This window comes from Robiginitalea aestuariiviva (assembly GCF_029537735.1).
GTDB classification, from domain to species: Bacteria; Bacteroidota; Bacteroidia; order Flavobacteriales; family Flavobacteriaceae; genus Robiginitalea; species Robiginitalea aestuariiviva.
In genome coordinates this window covers 33986-51552 of the sequence record NZ_JARPUQ010000001.1, presented here as the reverse complement: position 1 = coordinate 51552, position 17567 = coordinate 33986, and the positions used below count along the sequence as shown (strand labels likewise).

Sequence of the window (17567 nt, the reverse complement as noted above, 5' to 3'; positions counted from 1 at the left end):
GGCTTCAGGTTAAATCAAAGTAATCGATATAGGTTTGCAGGTCTTTGTCCCCCCGCCCGGAGAGGTTGATCACCACCAGGCTGTCCGGGGGCACGGCCCCCATTTCCAGTACGGCAAAGGCGTGGGAAGATTCGATGGCGGGGATGATCCCTTCCAGGCGGGCCAGTTCCCGCCCGCCCGCCATGGCCTGGGCATCGGTAACCGGAATAAATTGCGCCCGCCCGGTTTGGAAGAGGTGGGCGTGCATGGGCCCCACCCCGGGGTAGTCCAGCCCGGCCGAAATAGAGTAGGGTTCGGTGATTTGGCCGTCCGCGGTTTGCATGAGCAGGGTCTTGCTGGCGTGAATGATGCCCACCCGGCCCAGGGCCGAGGTGGCCGCGCTCTCGCCTGTATCCACGCCTTTGCCGGCAGCCTCTGCAGCAATAATCTGAACTTCTTCCTGGTCCAGATAGTGGTAGTACGTACCGGCGGCGTTGCTGCCGCCCCCCACGCAGGCAATCAGGTAATCCGGGTCCGTGCGGCCTTCGGCTTCCAGGAGCTGGTGGCGAATCTCCTCCGAGATTACCGCCTGAAAGCGGGCCACCATGTCCGGGTAGGGGTGGGGGCCCACCACGGAGCCTATAATGTAGTGGGTGTCTTCCGGGTTGTTGATCCAGTCCCGGATGGCTTCATTGGTGGCGTCCTTCAGGGTTCGGCTCCCAGAACGGGCGGGGCGCACTTCCGCGCCCAGCAACTTCATGCGGGCCACATTGGGCGCCTGGCGGGCAATGTCCACCTCTCCCATATAGACCACGCAGGGCAGGCCCATCAGGGCACAGACCGTGGCCGTGGCCACCCCGTGCTGCCCGGCACCGGTTTCGGCGATGATGCGCTTTTTACCCAGGCGCTTGGCCATCAGGATCTGGCCAATGGTGTTGTTTACCTTGTGTGCCCCGGTGTGGCAGAGGTCTTCCCGTTTCAGGTAGATCCGGCTGCCGTATTTCTCGGACAGGCGCTCGGCGTAATAGAGGGGGGTGGGCCGGCCCACGTAATCGCGCAGCAACTTTCGGAATTCCTGCTGGAAGCTTTCGGAGGCCATGATTTCCAGGTAATGCTGCCGCAGCTCTTCTACATTCGGATAGAGCATCTCGGGGATAAACGCCCCCCCGAATTCCCCGTAAAACCCGTGTTCGTCTACATGGTATTTACTCATTTTTTTCCGTGCTTTTCAGGCCGCGTTTGGTAGTCCAGAAGGCCTGGTTCATAAAGGTTTTAATGCGGGCGGGGTCTTTCTCGCCCGGCCGGGTCTCAAACCCGCTATTGATGTCGATGGCCATGCACCTGCGGGCGGCAGGTTGTTGGAAAAAGGCCTCCAGTTCCGGCACTGACTCCGGACCAATCCCCCCACTCAGGAAATACGGGAGGTCAAAGGGGTAGGCAGCCAGGAGGGTCCAGTCGAATGCCTTGCCATTCCCGCCGGGCATAGGGCCCCTGCTGTCGAAGAGGAAAGCGTCGCAGGCCTGCAGATAGGGCTGTAGGGCTTCAAAATCAAAACCCGGCCCCACGGCGAAGGCCTTAACCAGGAGTACATCCAGGCCCAGGTCTTCCAGGCGGTTTTTCAGGTGGCCGCAAAAGGCTGCACTTTCTTTCCCGTGTAACTGCACCATACCCAGGCCAAAGTCCCGGCATTTTTCCAGGATGGCATCGGCCGTGGCATCCACAAAAACCCCGGCGGGCACCGGGCCCTTGGAAAGGCCTTCCGGGGGCGGCCCGCCAAAGTTGCGGGGGCTGGGTTCCCAGAAAATAAAGCCCAGGTAATCCGGGTGCAACCGGGCAATGGCACCCGGGTTGTGTTTCATGCCGCAGACTTTCAGTTTCACGGAGTCAGGGTTTGGAGGAATAACTCCAGGGCGCGCCCCGGGTCCTCGTGCTTCATAAAACGTTCGCCCATCAAAAAGCCGCGGTAGCCCAGGGCGTGTAATTCCCGGAGTTCTTCGGGCCTGTCCAGCCCGCTCTCCGATACCTTCAGGGCCCCTTCCGGGATATGGGGGGCCAGTTGCCGGCTGGTCTTCAGGCTCACCTCGAAGGTTTTCAGGTTGCGGTTGTTCACCCCGAAAAGGTCTGCACCGCACTCCAGGTTGTCGTCCAGTTCTTCCTGGTCATGTACCTCCAGGAGCACCTCCAGCCCCAGCTCATGGGCCTCGTGGGTCAGGGCGGTAACCCGTTCCGCAGGAAGCAGGGCCGCGATCAGCAATATGGCATCAGCCCCGTAGGCCCGTGCCTCCAGCAGCTGGTAGGGGTCCAGGATAAATTCCTTGCGAAGCAGCGGCAAATCAGTTGTGGCCCGGGCCAGCAGCAGGTCTTCCAGGGAGCCGCCAAAGTAGGTGCCATCGGTCAGGACGGAAACACCCCCGGCCCCGGCTGCGTCGTACCCGCCCACCACGGCGGGCAGGGGGACACTCTGGTTAATGACTTCCCGGGAAGGAGACCGCCTTTTGTGTTCGGCAATGATCCCGAAGGGGCGGGCTTCAAGAGAGGCTTTCAAGGAGCGGGTGGGCATGGAAAAAAGCGCGCTCCCGCGAAGCTGGGCTTCCGGCACACAGGTTTTTTTCAGGGTAATTTCCCGCCTTTTGTCGGCTGCTATTTGCTGTAGGATATTCATGGTTCGCTCAGTTTTTGAAGGGTGCGGAACGCTTGCAGGGCCTTACCGGAAGCCAGGGATTCCTGGGCCCGTTGGTAGCCCTCCAGCGGGCTGCAGCCTTGTACTGTGGCAATGGCCAGCCCGGCATTGGCGCATACCACCTGGTTTTGGGCATCGGTGGCCTTGCCCTGGAGCACTTCCAGAAAAATACGGGCAGCATCTTCAATTTGGTCCCCCCCGGCAATATCGGCTGGGCTCAGGGCCTGTAACCCGAAGTCCTCCGGTTGCAGGATGCCCTCGCCGGCCGATCCGATCCACTTGGCCGGCCCGGTCAGGGAGATTTCGTCATACCCGTCCAGGGCGTGAAGGATGCTGTAGGTCTTGTCTGTGTTCTGGTAGAGATAGCCGTACATCCGGGCCAGTTCCAGGTTAAAGACCCCTACCATCTGGTATTTCGGGAAGGCCGGGTTTACCATGGGCCCCAGCATGTTGAAAAAGGTCTTTACGCCCAGTTCCCGCCGGATGGGCGCCACCTGTTTCATGGCCGGGTGAAAGAGGGGGGCGTGCAGGATGCATATCCCCGCCTGGTCCATACACCGCCTCAGGAAATCGGAATCGTCCGTGAAGCGGATGCCCAGGAACTCCATCACGTTACTGCTACCGCATTTAGAGGAAACCCCGTAGTTCCCGTGCTTGGCCACGGGCACCCCGGCCCCGGCCGTCACAAAGGAGGCCAGGGTGGAGATGTTGAAGGTGTTTTTGCCGTCCCCGCCCGTGCCGCACAGGTCTATGGGCTCGTAATCGCCCAGGTCTACGGCTTTGCAAAGCTCCAGCAGGGCGTCCCGGAAGCCTTCCAGCTCTTCGGTGCTGATGCTGCGCATCATAAACACGGTCAGGAAGGCCGCCACCTGGCTGGTGTTATAGGTACCGGAAGCAATATCGACCAGGACCTGCCGGGCCTCCAGCCGGGTCAGGAGCTGGTGTTCAATTAGTTTGTTCAGAGTTGCTTTCATGCGTCTTCGTTTAGCCAGTTCGCAAGCATTTGTTTGCCTTCGGGGGTAAGGACGGATTCCGGGTGGAATTGTACGGCCCGTACATCGTAGGTGCGGTGCCTCAGGGACATGACCTGGCCCGAAGCGTCCACCGAAGTGGCCTCCAGGGCCTCGGGCAGGTCCGGGTCTACCACCCAGGAATGGTAGCGGCCTACCTGCAGTTCCCGTGGCAGCCCGCTAAAGAGGATATCTTCCCGGGTTACGCGGATGCCGGTAGCCACCCCGTGGTACACCTGGTCCAGGTTGATGAGCCTGCCGCCAAAGACTTCCCCTATGGCTTGTTGCCCCAGGCAAACGCCAAAGATCCGTTTGGTGGGGGCGTATTTTTCAATGATCGCCTTCAGCAAACCGGCTTCCTCCGGGATGCCGGGCCCGGGGGAAAGCACGATATGCGCAAAGGCTTCAGGTTCTTCCAGGCTCAGCTTGTCGTTCCGACGCACCGTTACCCGGCACCCCAGTTCCTCCAGGTAATGGACCAGGTTGTAGGTAAAACTATCGTAGTTGTCAATTACCAGTACCTCTTTCATACTACAGCGTTTCAGCGATTTCCAGGGCCTGGTTCAGCGCCCCGAGCTTGTTGTAGGTTTCCTGCAGTTCGGCCTCGGGGTCGGAGGCGGCCACCAGGCCTGCCCCTGCCTGGTAGTAGAGGTTGTGGTTCCGGCTCAGGAAGGTCCGGATCATAATGGCGTGGTTAAAATCCCCATCGAAGGCCATAAACCCGATGGCTCCCCCGTAGTATGACCGGCTGGTTTTCTCGTAGCGCTCAATGAGCTGCATGGCCATGTGTTTGGGTGCCCCGCTCAGGGTGCCGGCAGGGAAGGTGTCCGCCACCACCTTCATGGTAGGGATGTCCTTTTTCTTCAGGCCGGTAACCTTGGAAACCAGGTGAATCACATGCGAGAAATACTGCACCTCCCGGTAGGTTTCCACCTGCACCGTATTCCCGTTGCGGCTCAGGTCGTTGCGGGCCAGGTCTACCAGCATCACGTGTTCCGCATTTTCTTTTTCGTCCGCAGCCAGGGCCTTGGCCAGCTGGGCGTCTTCCTCGTCGTTCCCGGTGCGCCTGAAGGTGCCTGCAATGGGGTGGATTTCGGCCTTACCGTCCTTGACCACCAGCTGGGCTTCGGGAGAGCTGCCGAAGATCTTGAAATCCCCGTAGTCGAAGTAGAAGAGGTAGGGGGAGGGGTTAATGGACCTCAGGGCCCGGTATACGTTGAATTCATCTCCTTTAAATCCCTGGGCAAACCTGCGGGAGAGGACCAGCTGGAATACATCGCCCCGGGCGCAGTGTTTTTTGGCCAGTTCCACCTGCTCCAGGAATTCTGTATCCTCCAGGTTGGAGGCCCGATCCCCTTCCCGGGTAAAGCGGTAGGAGGCAAAGGTCTGTACGCTCAGCAGCTGCTCCAGCTGGGAGAGGTTGTTGTCCCCCTCATAACTGTGGGCAAAGAGGTAAGCCTCGTTCTTAAAGTGGTTTATGGCAATGATGTTCTGGTATACGGCGTAATAGATGTCGGGGATGTCTGCAGAATCCGGCTTGCGCCCGATCTCCACATCTTCGAAATACCGGACCGCATCGTAAGCCATATAGCCAAATAACCCACTGTGGATGAACTTGAAATCGTTATCCGCAACCTTGAACTGCCGGGCAAAGGCATGGATTTCCAGGGCGACATCCGTGTCCGGGCCTATGGCCTGTTGCTCCTTTTTACCATCCGGGTACTGGCGATACAGGGTATTGTCCTGCACCCGGAAGCTGGCAATGGGATTGCAGCAGATATAGGAAAAGGAGTTATCGTTGGCGTGGTAGTCGCTACTCTCCAGCAGGATGCTGCCGGGAAAGCGGTCCCTGATTTTCAGGTATACGCTCACCGGCGTAATGGTATCTGCCAGGATCTTCTTGTAAAACGTCTTCAGAGGGTAAGACATGTATTTTGGCTTAATGTTTTCCACGAAAAAAGGCCTGTCGTGACAGACAAGCCTTTATTCGAAATACAACCATAGGGGCTCAGGTCACGGGGTTTCGTGAAGTTGCAGCCACCACCAGATTGTATGGAAATTCGGTTTCATGAGATTTCAAAGATAGAACGAAATCTTATTTTTCCCAATCATTTCAGGCCAAAAAAAAAACCGGCCCATCAAGGACCGGTCTTTCCGTGGTACCGTTTAGCTGGCGGTATCCCATTCCAGGTCTACTACCAGGTCAAACTCATCGTAGATGGTTTTGTCTCCCAGGTCGTCAAAGAAGCTGCCTGAGCCATAGCGTACGTCGTACTCGGCCCGGTCGATCTTCATGGTGGCGGTTGCCTTGCTGCCGTATACGGACAGGTCAAAGGTCACAGGCTTGGTGATCCCCTTGATGGTGAGGTCGCCGGTTACTTCGTAGGAGTTCTTCCCGTTGGCCTTGATGCTGGTGAATACCAGGGTGGATTCCGGGTGGCTGGCCGTGGAGAAGAAATCGTCGGACTTCAGGTGGCCTACCAGCTTGTCGCGCCATTCGCCTTCCAGGTCGGTAGCGGTCAGGGAGGTCATGTCTACGGCAAACTCGCCTCCGCTCAATTGTCCGTCCTCGAACATCAGGGATCCGGATTTCAGGGCTACGGTCCCGGTGTGGGAACCAGTCACCTTGTAGGCCTTCCAGGTTACGGTGCTCTTTTCGGTGTTCACTTCCTTTTTCTCAACGGCCGGTTCTGTGGCCAGGGCGGCGCCTCCTGCCATCAGGGCCAGGGCCAGGGTAATGATTTGCTTTTTCATGTTGTTGTTTTTGTTTAAAGCGTTAGAGTAATATGCGTAATCAGAGGTATTCAAAAAGTTCTTCTTCGGTGCGGCGTACTTTCTGGTAGTGCTGGGTCACGTCTTCCTCGCTGCGGTAGCCAATGGTAGCTATTACGGCAGCGCTGTACCCCTGGGCCGGCAGGTCCAGGATTTCGTTTACGGTTTCCAGCTCAAACCCTTCCATGGGGCAGGTATCTACCCGGGCCTCGGCCGCGGCGTACATCAGGTTGCCCAGGGCAATGTAGGCCTGGCGCGCCGTCCATTCATTTTTTGCAGCATCCGGAAGGTCCAGCAGCTTCGATTTCATGAAGTCGCCATAGCCTTTCAGGTTGTCCATATCGGTGTCACGTACATGGGCTACACGCCGCAGGTAAGAATCGATAAGTTCGTCCCCAAACGCGGTCCGGTGGGCAAAGACCAGCACATGTGAGGCTTCGGTAAGCTGGGGTTGGTTCCAGCTGGCTGCCCGCAGTTTTTCCCGGATTTCCGGAGATTCCACCACCAGTACGCGGTAGGGTTGCAGCCCGTAGGAGGAAGGGGCCAGGCGAATGGCCGCCAGCAGTTGGGTCAGGGTTTCGGCATCGATTTTACGATCCGCGTCAAAGCGCTTGGTGGCATACCGCCATTGCAGGGCTTCAAGGGAAGGGATCTGAAGATTTTCTACTTGGGTCGACATAGGATTTTAGGGATTAGATTTGGTCAAGCAGGTTGTTTAAAGTCTTGAGGTCCTGTTCGGACAGCCCGGCCAGCAATTCCTGCTCGCGGGTCGCTACGGCCACATCCATTTCGCGGAGGGCCTCTTCCCCGGCATCGGTCAGGAAGATTTCCACTTTCCTGCGATTGTTGGGGCAGATATTGCGGCGCACCAGGCCTTTGACGATGAGTTTGTCTACCAGACGGGTGGTGTTACTCATCTTATTAATCATACGTTCGTTAATGGTGCCCAGGTTGGCCGGGGCTCCTTTCTGGCCCCGCAAAATGCGCAGCACATTGAATTGGGGGATGGAAACCTCATACGCCTTCAGCACCTGGGTCAGGGCGTCATATATATGGTTGTGCACCAGGATCAGGTGTATGATGGACCGCTGCTCCAGCGGCATGGGGCGTTCGGTTTTTAAAAGGGCCTCCACATTCATTGTATATACAAATGTTGTGATGACAAATGTAAGATGGTGTTCTGGTTCCCGCAAGGCCTGCTGCACTAAACTTTTGTTAAAAACCTTAAGGCATTTACCCGCGCCGCCGGACTGGGTTGTGCAGGGCCTGCCGTACTTCTTTCTGCATAAGGGTTCCGCTATAAATTGTACCTTTACGGGGTAAAAAACGTATCCTATATGTCAGATTTGACTCAAGAGCAATGGGCAGCCAAGGCCCAGGCAGATCCCGAAGCGGTGATCCTGGATGTCCGCACCGACCAGGAAGTGGAGGAGGGGATTATCCCCGGTGCCATCCACCTCGATTTTTACCAGGGAGCCGGATTCCTGGAGGAAATCGATAAGCTGGATAAAGCCAAGAGCTATTACGTATACTGCCGTTCCGGAAACCGGAGCGGGCAGGCCTGTGCCCTCATGCAAAGCCGTGGCTTTGGCCGCACCTACAACCTGATGGGTGGCATGATGGAATGGGAAGGGGATGTCATTACCTGATCCGGAACGGGAATGGATGCCAAAGCACCCTATATGAACGAAGTGGAGGGAAATGTCTTTTACCGGCTGCTCTATTATTTCCAGAAGCGCGGCTTTGAGGTGTGCCGCAGGATCGCAGAACGCCTGGGTATTCGTACCCGGGTGGTGCGCACCTCCTTCATCTACCTTACCTTCGTTACCCTGGGCTTTGGTTTCGCCCTCTACCTTTTTCTGGCCTTCTGGCTGAAGATCAAGGATCTTATCTATACCAAACGCACCTCCGTCTTTGACCTGTAGCCCATGCTGAAGCTCTTCCGCTCTAAATTCTACCTGGCCCTGACCCTGATGTTCGCCATGCTTTCCATGGGCGTTCTGGGGTACCGGATCCTGGCGGACTACACCTGGAGCGAAGCGCTGTACATGACCATCATTACGGTAACTACGGTGGGCTTCCAGGAGGTCAGGCCCCTGGACACCGAAACCCGCCTCTTTACGGTGGTGCTGATTATCTGCAGCGTCTTTATCTTCGCCTTCGCCATTTCCGTGATTACCGAATACATCCTGAGCCGCAACACCCTCCAAACCCTAAAGCAAAAGAAAGTGAAACAGCGCATCGACCAACTGGACCAGCACGTTATTGTCTGCGGTTTTGGCCGCAACGGTTCCCAGGCCGCCCAACGCCTGGAGATGTACAACCGCCCCTTCGTTATTATCGAAAAAAACCGGGAGGTGATCGAGAAGTTCGAGGAGGAGTACCTGTTTGTGGAGGGGGATGCCAACGAGGACGAGGTTTTGCTCGAGGCCGGGGTGGACCGGGCAAATTACCTGATTGCCACCCTGCCGGAAGATGCGGCCAACCTCTTTGTGGTGCTCACGGCCCGCCAGCTGAACAAGAAGCTGTTTATCATCAGCCGGGCTTCCCAGATCTCTTCGGTAAAGAAGCTGCAGCTGGCCGGGGCGGACAAGGTCATTATGCCGGACAAGATCGGGGGCGACCACATGGCTTCCCTGGTGGTGTTGCCGGACCTGATCACCTTTATGGATAAGCTTTCCATGGAAGGCGGGACCACCACCAACCTGGAGGAAGTGGAGATTGAGGACTTCCGGGACCAGGTAGACTGCAACACCTTAAGGGACCTGGACCTGAGGCGCAAGACGGGCTGTACCATAATCGGGTATATTGCCCCGGATGGCAAATACATCATCAACCCCGAGGCAGACCTGCCCCTGGAACCCAAGAGCAAGGTCATTGTGCTGGGCCGGCCGGAGCAGATCCGCAAACTCAACCAAATGTTCCATATTGGCTGATCCCGAAGGGCCCCTGATGCCCGTCCGGATTTGACCGGGTTAAATATTTTTAGGATATTGGCCGAACGCAAAAACGAAACCCACTAAAAACGTACGCAAAACCTATGAAGTTTTTCTATACCCTCATCCTTAGCGGTCTTTTTCTGAACCTCAGTGCACAGGACCTGCAGGTGAAGGAATCCATAAATAACCCGTCGAGCAACATCAACGACGGGGTGGTCCACCTGAATGTTTCCGGCGGGGTGCCGCCCTATACCTATAAGTGGAGCAACCAGAGTACCCCCCTGAGCTCGGACCAGGCTACCGGCCTGACCGAAGGAGTGCCCTATTCCGTGGTTATCACGGACTCCCGGGGCAACACCGTAACCCGGGTGTATACGGTGCCCACAGAGGCTATTACCGAGGTGTTTAACGGGACCATGACCCCGGCGGTAAATGCCCTGGGCAGCGTGCTGTTCTGGGATCCCTTTGCCTCCTTCGGGTTATACGACCCGGTAGTCTACGCCGAGATGAAACGTATCCCGGTGCCGGGATGGAGCCCTGAAGTGACTGAGCGCTTTGTACTTAAACGCTGGATTGTGGCCGATGGACAAAAGGTGAAGAAAGGCGACCCTGTGGCCGTGATTACCCGGGGCGATGGGAACGACGTAAGCGTACGCGCCGAGGCCGGCGGGACCCTGAACCACCTGGTAGCCGAGGGAGGCGTGATCTACGACCCCAATAACCCGGAACACGTAATTGAGCAAGGGGCCCATTACCTGGCCGAAGTGCATTACGATCAACCCGTGGTGATGACCCACCCGAACGGCGACCCTATTTCCAACGGGATTCCCTTTATCGTGATCTGGCTGGTGCTTGGGGCTACCTTCTTTACCCTGCGTATGGGCTTTATCAACATCCGCGGCTTTCGCCACTCCATTGACCTGGCCAAAGGCAAATACGACGACCCGGACGCCCCGGGGCAGGTTACCCACTTCCAGGCGCTGGCTACTGCCGTATCCGGAACCGTGGGCCTCGGGAATATTGCCGGAGTGGCTGTTGCTGTATCCCTGGGCGGGGCCGGAGCCACCTTCTGGATGATTGTCTGCGGCTTGCTGGGGATGTCTTCCAAATTTGTGGAATGTACCCTGGGGGTGAAATACCGGAACATTCTGCCGGACGGACGCGTATTTGGCGGCCCGATGAACTACCTGCGCTACGGCCTGGAAAAACGCAATATGAAGGGCCTGGGCCGGGTATTGTCCATCCTCTTCGCCATCCTGGCGGTAGGCGCCTCCTTCGGGGGAGGGAATATGTTCCAGGCCAACCAGTCCTTTGAGCAATTGGCAGGACAATTCACGGTCCTGCAGGGCAACGGATTCTGGTTTGGCGTGGTAACCTCCATCCTGGTAGGGGTGGTGATTATTGGCGGGATCAAGAGTATTGCCAAGGTAACCGGGCGGGTAGTGCCGCTCATGGCTTCCATTTATGTGATTGCTGCCCTGGCTGTCATCATTTTAAATATCCAAAACATTGGCCCGGCTTTTTCGGCCATCATTGAAGGCGCCTTCAGCCCCTCCGCCCTTAAGGGTGGGGTTATCGGTGTCCTGGTGGTCGGCTTCCAGCGGGCGGCCTTTTCCAATGAGGCCGGGGTAGGTTCCGCGGCCATCGCCCACAGTACGGCCAAGACCAACCACCCGCCTTCGGAAGGCTTTGTGGCCCTGCTGGAGCCCTTTATCGACACGGTTGTGGTGTGTACCCTGACCGCCCTGGTGCTGATCTTTACCGGGATGCACGAAGTGGAAGGTATGGCCGGCGCCCAGCTCACCTCTGACGCCTTTGGCAGTGTCTTCAGCTGGTTCCCGTATGTACTCGGCATTGCCGTATTCCTCTTTGCTTTTTCGACCATGATCTCCTGGTCTTATTACGGCATGCGTGCCTGGACCTACCTGTTTGGCAAGAGCCGCAAAACTGAAATGGCTTATAAGTTGCTGTTCCTGGTTTTTGTGGTCATAGGCGCCTCTGTTTCCCTGGGAGCGGTACTGGACTTTTCGGATATGATGATCCTGGCCATGTCCTTCCCGAACATCATCGGCTTGTATATCATGTCCGGCGAGGTGCGTGAAGACCTGGATAATTACCTTCAAAAACTGAAAGCCAACCTGTTGTTCAAGAAGGCTGCAAAATAATTGCGCGCCGCCCCGGTACCTTTACCGGATGCGGCAGCCCAGATCCCACTCCGGATATCCCTTGCGGCTCCGGAGTGGGATTTTTATTTTTTGTTGCCTGCTCTGGGGGCTGGAGTGGGGCCGCAGACAACTGCCGCAATGGGTGCCGCCTCCCGGGGTTCAGGTGGCCCTGGATTCCCTGCGGCAAAACCTGCTGGACAGCCTGAAGCAGCAACAGGTTTCCCGTTCGCCCGTAAGACGGGTAAACCCCAACTACCTGTCCGATTACCAGGGCTATCGCCTGGGGTTAAGCCCCGGGGCCATGGACCGGTTGCAGGCTTACCGCCGTGGCGGCGGCCGCATCTATACCTCGGCAACCTTCCGGCAGGTTACCGGCATATCGGATTCCGCCTATGCCTTATTACAGGAGCAATTGTACTACCCATACCCGCCCCGCAACAGGGCGCGACCGCCTAAAAAGAGACTTCCTGTGCTGGAGCTGAATACCGCTACGGAGGTGCAACTTATGGAGGTACGGGGTATCGGGCCGGTGTTAGCCCGGCGCATCCTGAAGTTCCGGGAAGCTCTGGGCGGCTTTATGGATGCCAGCCAGCTCTACGATGTTTACGGCCTGGATCCGCAGGTGGCCGCCCGCGCTATAAAACGCTTCCGCGTAGGGAAGCCGCCCGAGGTCCACAAGCCCAGCCTGAATACAGCCCCGGTGGCCGAATTGGCGCGTCTGCCGTACCTGTCGTGGGAGATGGCGCGGGAAATTGTGCGCTACCGCGAACGCCACGGCCCCTTCTTAAAACTTTCCCAATTGCAGGAGGTGCCCGGTATCCCTGCCGATAAAATTGAGAGAATTGGGTTATATTTGGCACTTTAAAAAAAAGCGTGCTATGACCCCCGAAACGGTGACCGCATTAAACTTTGAATACTCTGAAACCCAGCGGCTGGTAGCCGAATCTGCCCGTGCCTTTGCCGAGCAGCACCTGCGCCCCCACATTATGGAATGGGACGAATCCCAGCACTTTCCCATCGAGGTTTTCCGCAAAGCGGGCGAACTCGGCTTTATGGGCGTGCTGGTGCCCGAATCCCTTGGGGGGTCCGGCCTGGGGTACCATGAATACATCGCCATTATTGAAGAAATCTCCAAGGTTGACCCTTCCATAGGGTTGTCCGTAGCTGCCCACAATTCTCTATGTACCAACCACATTCTGGAATTTGGTGACCAGGAGCAGAAGGCCCGTTGGATTCCGAAACTCGCCAAAGGGGAGTGGATTGGTGCCTGGGGGCTTACCGAGCACAACACCGGGTCCGACGCCGGCGGCATGAATACCACCGCACGGCAGGATGGGGACCACTGGGTTTTGAACGGTGCCAAGAACTTTATCACCCACGGCATTAGCGGGGACGTGGCCGTAGTCATTGCCCGTACGGGCGAAAAGGGTGACAGCCGGGGAATGACCGCCTTCGTCATTGAAAAGGGCACGCCGGGTTTCAGCAGCGGCAAGAAAGAGGATAAACTGGGCATGCGCGCCAGCGAAACGGCCGAGCTGATCTTCGATAACTGCCGCATCCCGGATTCCCATCGGCTGGGGCCGGTAGGAGAAGGGTTTATCCAATCCATGAAGGTACTGGATGGTGGGCGGATCTCCATTGCTGCCCTCTCCCTCGGGATTGCCAAAGGGGCCTATGCCGCCGCCCTGAAGTACTCTAAGGAACGGGTGCAGTTCGGCAAGCCGATCAGCCAGTTCCAGGGGATATCCTTTAAGTTGGCCGAAATGGCTACCGAGATTGAGGCGTCTGAGCTCATGGTGCACAAGGCGGCCTTCCTGAAGAACCAGGGCCGGCCGGTTACCCAGTTGAGCGCCATGGCCAAGATGTACGCTTCCGAAGTCTGTGTGCGGGTATCTAACGAAGCCGTACAGATCCATGGCGGTTATGGGTACACCAAGGAATTCCCCGTGGAGAAGTTCTACCGGGATTCCAAGCTCTGCACCATTGGGGAAGGGACAACCGAGATCCAGAAAGTGGTGATCGCCAAAAATATTTTGAAATAAACACGGGGATTTTCGAAGAGAGGCGTATATTTGCAGCCTCAAATCCCAAAAGAAAGGAGGTGGTAGCCTATGTTGATTATACCTGTTAAAGAAGGAGAGAATATAGATCGCGCGCTGAAGCGTTTCAAGCGGAAGTTTGACCGTACCGGTACCATGCGCCAGCTGCGGAAACGCCAGCAGTTCACCAAGCCTTCTATCGAGCGCCGCCAGCAAGTGCAAAAAGCGAGATACATCCAGCACCTGCGGGACCAGGAAGACATCTAGTCCCTGCAGCTTGCGATGCAATATACCCCCGGCCCTTCGGCCGGGGTTTTTTTTGCCCCTGCCTTTTGTACCTTTAGGCTATGGCGCTGGAAGCATTTCGGAAATACCTGGCCCTGGAGCGGAAATACGCCGCCCATACCGTACAGGCCTACCTCAGGGACCTGCAGGCCTTTGCTGTGTATTGTGAAGAGAACCACCCGGGCGAATCCCTGGTGGCCATGCCCTATAGTGTAATCCGCAGCTGGATTATCCACCTTATGGAATCCGGCCTGGCCAATCGCACCATTAACCGGAAGGTGGCCTCCCTTAAAGCCTATTACAAATATATGGTGCGCCAGGGCGCATTGCCCTCCAACCCCCTGACCGGGCACCGGCCTCTGCGGGTCGATAAAAAGGTGGAGCTGCCCTTTTCAGAGGCCGAAATGCGGACCCTGCTTTCGCAGTGGCCGGACCCGGACCATTTTGAAGGGTTGCGGGACAAACTCGTGGTGGAGTTGTTATACGCCACGGGCATGCGGCGCGCAGAGCTGATTGGGCTGCAGCTGAAGGACCTGGATTTGCAGCAAGGCACCCTGCGCGTACTGGGCAAACGCAACAAGGAACGCATTATTCCGCTACTGGCCGGGCTCAAGCCTCAGTTGGGCCGTTACCTGGCCCTGCGCGAAGCGGAATTCCCGGATCCTGAAGCCCCCTATATTTTCCTTACCGTACACGGCAATAAAATGTACCCCAATCTTGTTTATAGGATTATAAATAAGTATCTTGGATTAGTGTCGGCCAAGGTTAAGAAGAGTCCGCATATGCTGCGGCATACCTTCGCCACGCACATGCTCAATAAGGGGGCGGATATGAATGCCGTAAAGGAATTGCTGGGCCATGCATCCCTGGCGTCCACCCAGGTATACACGCACAACAGCATAGCTACCCTTAAAAAAGTGCACGGCAGTGCCCACCCCAGGAACAAGAACTGAGTGTAAACCCTAATATTGGCCTTTATGAATGTAACCATGCAATCCGTGAACTTCACGGCAGACGGCAAGCTTCTGGATTTTACCCAAAAACGACTGGATAAACTGGATCTTTTTTACGACCGCATTATCCGGACAGAAGTCTTCCTGAAAGTGGAAAATATCAGTGGTAAGGAGAATAAGATTGCGGAGGTTAAACTGCATGTTCCCAAGGAGACATTTATCGTCAAAAAACAGTGTAAAACCTTCGAGGAAGCAGTCGATACCGCGTGCAGTTCACTGGAGCGAAAACTGGTCAAAAAGAAAATGAAACCGAAGGCATATGCCTCCCTAAAATTTTTCTGAAATAGTTTTGATTAAATAAATAATTATCTACATTTGCAGTCCGTTAGAAATAGCGGACTTTTTTATGTGGTAAAAAGGCCCATAAAGCCGATGTAGCTCAGCTGGCTAGAGCACGTGATTTGTAATCTCGGGGTCGTGGGTTCGAGTCCCTCCATCGGCTCGTAAGTTCTTAGAAATAAACACATTGGGGGAGATACTCAAGCGGCCAACGAGGACAGACTGTAAATCTGTTGGTTTTCACCTTCGCAGGTTCGAATCCTGCTCTCCCCACAAAGAAAATTTCAGAGTGGGTGTCGAAAGCTCGCTTTCGTAAAGCCACGGAGAAATTTTCTTTGGTCCTGGACCCCCGGTCCAGGATCACCGAGCGAAAGCGAGGTAATCCGTCCTGGTTCCCCGAACCAGGATCACCGAACGAAGTGAGGTAATCCTCCTGAGTCCGGATGTTCGTTGAAGCCGATTTCAAGGCCAGACCTTGAATGACATATTGAAAGTAAAGTAATGCGGGAGTAGCTCAGTTGGTAGAGCGTCAGCCTTCCAAGCTGAATGTCGCCGGTTCGAACCCGGTCTCCCGCTCCAAGAGATGTCCTGCCGCCCTTCCCGGGCGGCACGGTACATCCCGAGCCGCCCGGGGTTTTCCCCGAAGGTGCGCTTCCAAACCTTGGGCAAGCGTAGTGTTGCCGGATACGGAGCCTTCCGTCGGTCTTGCGAACCTTGCGCCAAAAAGCCGACGTAGCTCAGGGGTAGAGCGTTTCCTTGGTAAGGAAGAGGTCACGGGTTCAATTCCCGTCGTTGGCTCGAATGAATTGAAGTCAAGTGGGATTGTAACCCCAGCCTCCTGAAGAGGTCACGGGTTTCCCCGATAGTTATCGGGGCCCGTCGTTGGCTCGAATGAATTAAAGTCAAGTGGGCCTAATACCCCGCTCGGGCTTTAAGAATAAAAGTCCCCAGGGACGAGAGTACACCGCCGGCAGTCGGGTTTTTCCAGAGGAAATTCCAGGGTGTTCGGGGGCTTTTAACGCAGATACACTAATATAAACTAAGATTAAAATCACTAACAATGGCTAAGGAAACTTTTGATCGTTCCAAACCGCACTTGAACATCGGTACGATTGGACACGTCGATCACGGTAAAACTACGCTGACAGCCGCCATCACCACTGTTTTGGCGAAAGCAGGTTTGTCCGAACTGCGCAGCTTCGATTCTATCGACAACGCGCCGGAGGAGAAAGAACGTGGAATCACCATCAACACCTCTCACGTGGAGTACCAGACGGCTAACCGTCACTATGCACACGTAGACTGTCCGGGTCACGCCGACTACGTAAAGAACATGGTAACTGGTGCGGCTCAGATGGATGGTGCGATCCTGGTGGTTGCTGCTACCGATGGTCCTATGCCCCAAACCCGTGAGCACATCCTGCTCGGCCGTCAGGTTGGTATCCCGCGTATCGTTGTTTTCCTGAACAAGGTAGACATGGTGGACGATGAGGAACTGCTGGAGCTGGTAGAGATGGAAGTTCGCGAACTGCTGTCTTTCTACGAGTACGACGGAGACAACAGCCCGGTAATTGCTGGTTCTGCCCTGGGTGCCCTGAACGGGGAGGAAAAATGGGTGAACACCGTTATGGAGCTGATGGAAGCCGTAGACAACTGGATCGAACTGCCTCAGCGGGATGTGGATAAAGACTTCCTGATGCCTGTTGAAGACGTATTCACCATTACCGGTCGTGGAACTGTTGCTACCGGCCGTATTGAGACTGGTGTTGCCAAAACGGGTGACCCTGTTGAGATCATCGGTATGGGTGCAGAGAAACTGACCTCCACTATTACTGGTGTAGAGATGTTCCGCAAGATTCTGGACCGCGGAGAAGCCGGAGACAACGTAGGTATCCTGCTGCGTGGTATCGAGAAAAAAGATATCAAGCGCGGAATGGTAATCTGCAAGCCGGGCTCTGTGAAGCCGCACGCCAAATTCGAGGCTGAGGTGTATATCCTGAAGAAAGAAGAAGGTGGTCGTCACACTCCCTTCCACAATAACTACCGTCCTCAGTTCTACGTACGTACTACCGACGTTACCGGAACTATCGTACTGCCTGACGGTGTAGAAATGGTAATGCCCGGGGACAACCTGACCATTACTGTTGACCTGCTCCAGCCCATCGCCCTGAACGTGGGACTGCGCTTCGCGATCCGCGAAGGTGGCCGTACCGTTGGTGCCGGACAGGTAACCAAGATTCTGGATTAAACCCTAAGGGTTTAACTGGCACGCAGTGAGGGGTCCCGTCCTGATCGTATCGGGAAGGTACCCTTTCACTGTGTATACGGGTGTAGCTCAGTTGGTAGAGCACCGGTCTCCAAAACCGGGTGTCGGGAGTTCGAGTCTCTCCTCCCGTGCAATGAAGT

19 protein-coding genes and 5 tRNA genes are annotated in these 17567 nt (G+C 56.0%); 15 read left to right on the top strand and 9 right to left on the bottom strand.

What is annotated here, in order from left to right:
- Window positions 1-4 precede the first annotated feature (4 nt).
- The 9 genes from trpB to OZ410_RS00200 form a co-directional block, all read right to left on the bottom strand.
- Entirely contained in the window at window positions 5-1192 is a 1188-nt protein-coding gene (gene trpB / locus OZ410_RS00240; protein WP_277705897.1) for a tryptophan synthase subunit beta, read from the bottom strand.
- Window positions 1185-1859 carry a phosphoribosylanthranilate isomerase gene (locus tag OZ410_RS00235; RefSeq protein WP_277705896.1) on the bottom strand — a complete coding sequence of 225 codons (675 nt, stop codon included), beginning with the start codon at window positions 1857-1859 and terminating at the stop codon, window positions 1185-1187. Before OZ410_RS00235 ends, trpB begins: the two co-directional genes overlap by 8 nt.
- Complete coding sequence (gene trpC / locus OZ410_RS00230; protein WP_277705895.1) at window positions 1856-2641, bottom strand: indole-3-glycerol phosphate synthase TrpC; 786 nt, start codon at window positions 2639-2641, stop codon at window positions 1856-1858. The genes OZ410_RS00235 and trpC overlap by 4 nt, the downstream gene beginning before the upstream one ends.
- Window positions 2638-3633 carry an anthranilate phosphoribosyltransferase gene (trpD, locus tag OZ410_RS00225; protein ID WP_277705894.1) on the bottom strand — a complete coding sequence of 332 codons (996 nt, stop codon included), beginning with the start codon at window positions 3631-3633 and terminating at the stop codon, window positions 2638-2640. The genes trpC and trpD overlap by 4 nt, the downstream gene beginning before the upstream one ends.
- Window positions 3630-4199, bottom strand: coding sequence for an anthranilate synthase component II (locus OZ410_RS00220; RefSeq protein WP_277705893.1), 570 nt, complete (start codon window positions 4197-4199; stop codon window positions 3630-3632). Before OZ410_RS00220 ends, trpD begins: the two co-directional genes overlap by 4 nt.
- Window position 4200: 1 nt before the next feature.
- Window positions 4201-5598 carry an anthranilate synthase component I family protein gene (locus tag OZ410_RS00215; RefSeq protein WP_277705892.1) on the bottom strand — a complete coding sequence of 466 codons (1398 nt, stop codon included), beginning with the start codon at window positions 5596-5598 and terminating at the stop codon, window positions 4201-4203.
- A gap of 237 nt (window positions 5599-5835) precedes the next feature.
- On the bottom strand, window positions 5836-6423 hold the full coding sequence (locus OZ410_RS00210; RefSeq protein WP_277705891.1) for a YceI family protein: 588 nt from the start codon (window positions 6421-6423) through the stop codon (window positions 5836-5838).
- A gap of 40 nt (window positions 6424-6463) precedes the next feature.
- Entirely contained in the window at window positions 6464-7120 is a 657-nt protein-coding gene (locus OZ410_RS00205) for an NAD(P)H-dependent oxidoreductase (RefSeq protein WP_277705890.1), read from the bottom strand.
- Window positions 7121-7133: 13 nt separating this feature from the next.
- Window positions 7134-7580 (bottom strand): MarR family winged helix-turn-helix transcriptional regulator, encoded by a 447-nt coding sequence (locus tag OZ410_RS00200; RefSeq protein ID WP_277705889.1) that lies wholly within the window; start codon window positions 7578-7580, stop codon window positions 7134-7136.
- A 198-nt stretch (window positions 7581-7778) separates the two neighbouring features.
- On the opposite strand from OZ410_RS00200, the gene OZ410_RS00195 reads away from it, so the two are divergent.
- The 15 genes from OZ410_RS00195 (at window position 7779) to OZ410_RS00125 (ending at window position 17558) form a co-directional block, all read left to right on the top strand.
- On the top strand, window positions 7779-8090 hold the full coding sequence (locus OZ410_RS00195) for a rhodanese-like domain-containing protein (RefSeq protein ID WP_277705888.1): 312 nt from the start codon (window positions 7779-7781) through the stop codon (window positions 8088-8090).
- Between the two features lie 12 nt (window positions 8091-8102).
- Window positions 8103-8366 (top strand): PspC domain-containing protein, encoded by a 264-nt coding sequence (locus tag OZ410_RS00190; RefSeq protein ID WP_277705887.1) that lies wholly within the window; start codon window positions 8103-8105, stop codon window positions 8364-8366.
- Window positions 8367-8369: 3 nt separating this feature from the next.
- Entirely contained in the window at window positions 8370-9377 is a 1008-nt protein-coding gene (locus tag OZ410_RS00185) for a potassium channel family protein (protein WP_277705886.1), read from the top strand.
- 104 nt (window positions 9378-9481) lie between these two features.
- Window positions 9482-11545, top strand: a complete 2064-nt coding sequence (locus OZ410_RS00180; RefSeq protein ID WP_277705885.1) for an amino acid carrier protein — start codon at window positions 9482-9484, stop codon at window positions 11543-11545.
- A 28-nt stretch (window positions 11546-11573) separates the two neighbouring features.
- Window positions 11574-12410, top strand: a complete 837-nt coding sequence (locus tag OZ410_RS00175; RefSeq protein WP_277705884.1) for a ComEA family DNA-binding protein — start codon at window positions 11574-11576, stop codon at window positions 12408-12410.
- 13 nt (window positions 12411-12423) lie between these two features.
- Entirely contained in the window at window positions 12424-13587 is a 1164-nt protein-coding gene (locus OZ410_RS00170; RefSeq protein ID WP_277705883.1) for an acyl-CoA dehydrogenase family protein, read from the top strand.
- Between the two features lie 69 nt (window positions 13588-13656).
- Window positions 13657-13851, top strand: coding sequence for a 30S ribosomal protein S21 (rpsU, locus tag OZ410_RS00165; RefSeq protein ID WP_277705882.1), 195 nt, complete (start codon window positions 13657-13659; stop codon window positions 13849-13851).
- Window positions 13852-13931: 80 nt separating this feature from the next.
- Window positions 13932-14822, top strand: coding sequence for a tyrosine-type recombinase/integrase (locus tag OZ410_RS00160; RefSeq protein ID WP_277705881.1), 891 nt, complete (start codon window positions 13932-13934; stop codon window positions 14820-14822).
- A 24-nt stretch (window positions 14823-14846) separates the two neighbouring features.
- Window positions 14847-15164 carry a ribosome hibernation-promoting factor, HPF/YfiA family gene (hpf, locus tag OZ410_RS00155; RefSeq protein ID WP_277705880.1) on the top strand — a complete coding sequence of 106 codons (318 nt, stop codon included), beginning with the start codon at window positions 14847-14849 and terminating at the stop codon, window positions 15162-15164.
- 86 nt (window positions 15165-15250) lie between these two features.
- A tRNA-Thr gene (locus tag OZ410_RS00150) sits at window positions 15251-15324 on the top strand.
- Window positions 15325-15351: 27 nt separating this feature from the next.
- Window positions 15352-15434, top strand: a tRNA-Tyr gene (locus OZ410_RS00145).
- Window positions 15435-15664: 230 nt separating this feature from the next.
- Window positions 15665-15740, top strand: a tRNA-Gly gene (locus OZ410_RS00140).
- Between the two features lie 147 nt (window positions 15741-15887).
- Window positions 15888-15959, top strand: a tRNA-Thr gene (locus OZ410_RS00135).
- A 262-nt stretch (window positions 15960-16221) separates the two neighbouring features.
- Window positions 16222-17409 (top strand): elongation factor Tu, encoded by a 1188-nt coding sequence (tuf, locus tag OZ410_RS00130; protein ID WP_088342205.1) that lies wholly within the window; start codon window positions 16222-16224, stop codon window positions 17407-17409.
- A gap of 76 nt (window positions 17410-17485) precedes the next feature.
- Window positions 17486-17558: transfer RNA gene (locus OZ410_RS00125), tRNA-Trp, on the top strand.
- Window positions 17559-17567 lie beyond the last annotated feature (9 nt).